The sequence below is a fragment of the Gordonia jinhuaensis genome (assembly GCF_014639795.1).
Taxonomy (GTDB): domain Bacteria; phylum Actinomycetota; class Actinomycetes; order Mycobacteriales; family Mycobacteriaceae; genus Gordonia_B; species Gordonia_B jinhuaensis.
Map to the genome: position 1 here is coordinate 1 of NZ_BMGC01000080.1, position 2,699 is coordinate 2,699.

The following is a 2,699-nucleotide window of genomic DNA, read 5'->3' on the forward strand; positions in this document are numbered from 1 at the left end:
CCGACACCACATCCGACAACCGACGATCCGACTCCGGCTTCACCCACCCAGCACGAGGCATACACCTAAAACTACACGCATGTAACCTTAACTGAACGGTATTGGCGCTAGCCGTGGCCGAGGAACTGCGGCGCATGGAGTCGGTGATCTCGGTTGCGACGCCGGCTCTCAACATCGCCGAACGACTCGCCGGCGTCGAGAGTATCGAGGTGACCGTACTCGGTGGCATGTTGCGGGGCTCGTCGTTCGGGACAGTCGGGCCGCTGACGACCGCCGCGTTGCTGTCGATGCGAGCCGACATCGCCTTCCTCTCCCCCGATAGGCTCGACGAGCGGGGTCTGGTGTTCAACTCGATGATGGATGCCGAGGTGGCCCAGACGATGGCCGCACGCGCCGACCGCGTGGTGGTGATCGCCGACTCCAGCAAATTCGCATCCGGAGGCATGGCCGTGCTGACCACGTGGGATCGCGTGGATGATCTGATCACCGAACGCATTTCACCCTCGATGAGTGCTCGTATCCAGGACTGCGATGTGCGGGTGAGGGTCACCGGGGTGGTGCGACCACGCACTCCCCGATGACCAAGGACGATCGGTCACCGGGGAGTGCTCCGGCTGGGCGCGCAGCCCCGGATTCGTTCACGGCCAGACGATCTGTCCCTTCTCGAAGTCCTGCACGAAGAAGGCCGGCGCGTTCGGCGGGGTGACCCGGCGCTCATCGCTGGTCGGCAGACCGTATGACGATCCGACTCCGCCCGCGTTGGCCCACTTCTTCCAGATCTCGCCCCATATGGGATGGGCACCGGTGGATGCGCTCCAGTAGATGGTGCCACCCTCGAACCAGTTCATTCGAGCCTTGCCGTCGGCTCGTTCGTTGGTGGTCGGGTACCCCAAAGGTCCACGCTCCCAGTTGTATCCGGCCCACTTCGCCCGGATGGCCCCACCGATCTGGTGCGCGCGCCCGTAGTCGACACCGGCGTTCCAGTAGAAGGCGGTGTCCTTGCTGAACGCCTGGAAACGCCCGTTGCGATAGATCGCGGTCTCCTGATTCGTCGGACAGCCCCAGGCGGGTACACCTCCCGACGAGACAAACGCCTGCTCGATGCGGCCCTTCACCACCGGCGTACCCGGGCAATAGACCGCATCGGCCGCGGCCGTACCCGACACCTGCGAGGTGAGGCCGGCGGCGAATGCCAGTGCGACACCGGCGATCAGCGATGACCTGAGCCTGCCGACCGACGATCGGCGACCATTGTTGCTACGCATGACATCAACTCCCATGAGATCGAACCTGCTGTGGTGATCACGCGGTCGCCCCCGTCCGGCAGCGCGACTCGGAACCGTGTTCCTATGATGTGTCTCGCATCACACTGTTGAATCGTTAGCAGTCACAGGATGATTGGCGACGCAATATGCGCGAAACGGCCGATACCGACATCGATCGCCGGTCGTGACAACCGGGTGCGACCTCAGCGCGCGGGTTCGTGGGAGTGACTTACAGCCCCACCTCGACGGAGGACAGGTCACCGATCCATGCCTCGGGCTCACCCACGGTCAGCAGCTGACCGAGCTCGGCAGCGACACCGTCCTCCGCCGGGCTGTGCCGCGATCACGATCCTGCTCTCGTGATCCGTGCGACCGCCTGGCCACGGTCAGCCGTGGTCAACCCTGCTCAGTCTTGTTGCGCAGCTGCCGCCGTGGCGGTACGAAGCCGTCGACCGGCGACATCCCCGACTACATCATCGTGCGAGCGTGGTCACCGAACCGCGGCTGGTCGATGCCCCCGGTCATGTTCCAGAATTGCAACTAGTGTCCACGCCCCGCCACGGGAGGCATCACCGATGACCGATGGGCTAGATGAACTGATGACGATGTTCGCGCCACCAGCCGGGCGTGACCGGGACGTCGTCTGGGCCGACACGGAGAACCGCCTCGGCAGGCTGGTACCCGAGGACTACAAGCAACTCGTCGCAGCATTCGGGCTGGCGACGTTCTGCGATCAGATCGACTTGTTCCAACCTCACTCCAATGCCCGGATCGATCTGGCCTCGGTCACTGCCGAGAACATCGAGTTCCTCACCGACGACACCTCCGGGGATGACCGTCCCACCCAGACACCGGACGGCCAGCCGTTCGATTCCGCACTCGTGATCCAGTGGAGCGCCTCTGCCAGCGGTGGATACTGGCTGTGGTACCCCGACCCGTCTGCCCCACTCGACCCGACGAAGTACTCGATCGTGTTCACGCCGGCGGATCAGGGGGATTGGTGGTTCTTCGAGGGCCCGACGACCGACTTCATCTACAAGTACGTCACAGGCATCGAGCCGCCGGAAGGTCAGTACGGCAACGTCCACGACACCCTCGACGGGCCACCCGTATGTGGAGTTGTATGACGAGCGCTACCAACGCGTCGGTCGGCTGACCGCCCACTAGCTGACACCCGACGAGTTGGCGAAGTGACTGAAAGACTCAGCCCGTTGGTTGAGTTGTACACCTGCTCGGTTTCTCATGCCGTTGTCGTGCTCTCCGCCAGTACCCGGTGCACCTTTCCGACCGACACCCCGACCCCAGCAGCGATCTCGCGGATCTCAAAACAGGGGGCTGGTGCACGAGTAGGTGACATCTGATCTGGCTTGCCCTGCCGGGCGGCCTGGAAGGATGCCAGCTGTGCCCAAGCCCTATCCCCAGGAGTTCCGCGAC

Annotated in this window: 3 protein-coding genes; 2 read left to right on the top strand and 1 reads right to left on the bottom strand. The window is 63.9% G+C overall.

Annotation, left to right across the window (positions count from 1 at the left end; all coding sequences use genetic code 11):
• Window positions 1–101 precede the first annotated feature (101 nt).
• On the top strand, window positions 102–581 hold the full coding sequence (locus tag IEW22_RS19655; protein WP_188589055.1) for a DeoR/GlpR family DNA-binding transcription regulator: 480 nt from the start codon (window positions 102–104) through the stop codon (window positions 579–581).
• Window positions 582–638: 57 nt separating this feature from the next.
• Here IEW22_RS19655 and IEW22_RS19660 read toward each other — a convergent pair whose 3' ends face one another.
• The gene (locus IEW22_RS19660; RefSeq protein WP_188589057.1) at window positions 639–1,265 is read right to left on the bottom strand and encodes an LGFP repeat-containing protein; all 627 of its coding nucleotides are present in this window, start codon (window positions 1,263–1,265) and stop codon (window positions 639–641) included.
• A 575-nt stretch (window positions 1,266–1,840) separates the two neighbouring features.
• Here IEW22_RS19660 and IEW22_RS19665 point away from each other — a divergent pair.
• A complete protein-coding gene (locus tag IEW22_RS19665) occupies window positions 1,841–2,392 on the top strand; it encodes a hypothetical protein (RefSeq protein WP_188589059.1) in 552 nt (183 codons plus the stop codon).
• Window positions 2,393–2,699 lie beyond the last annotated feature (307 nt).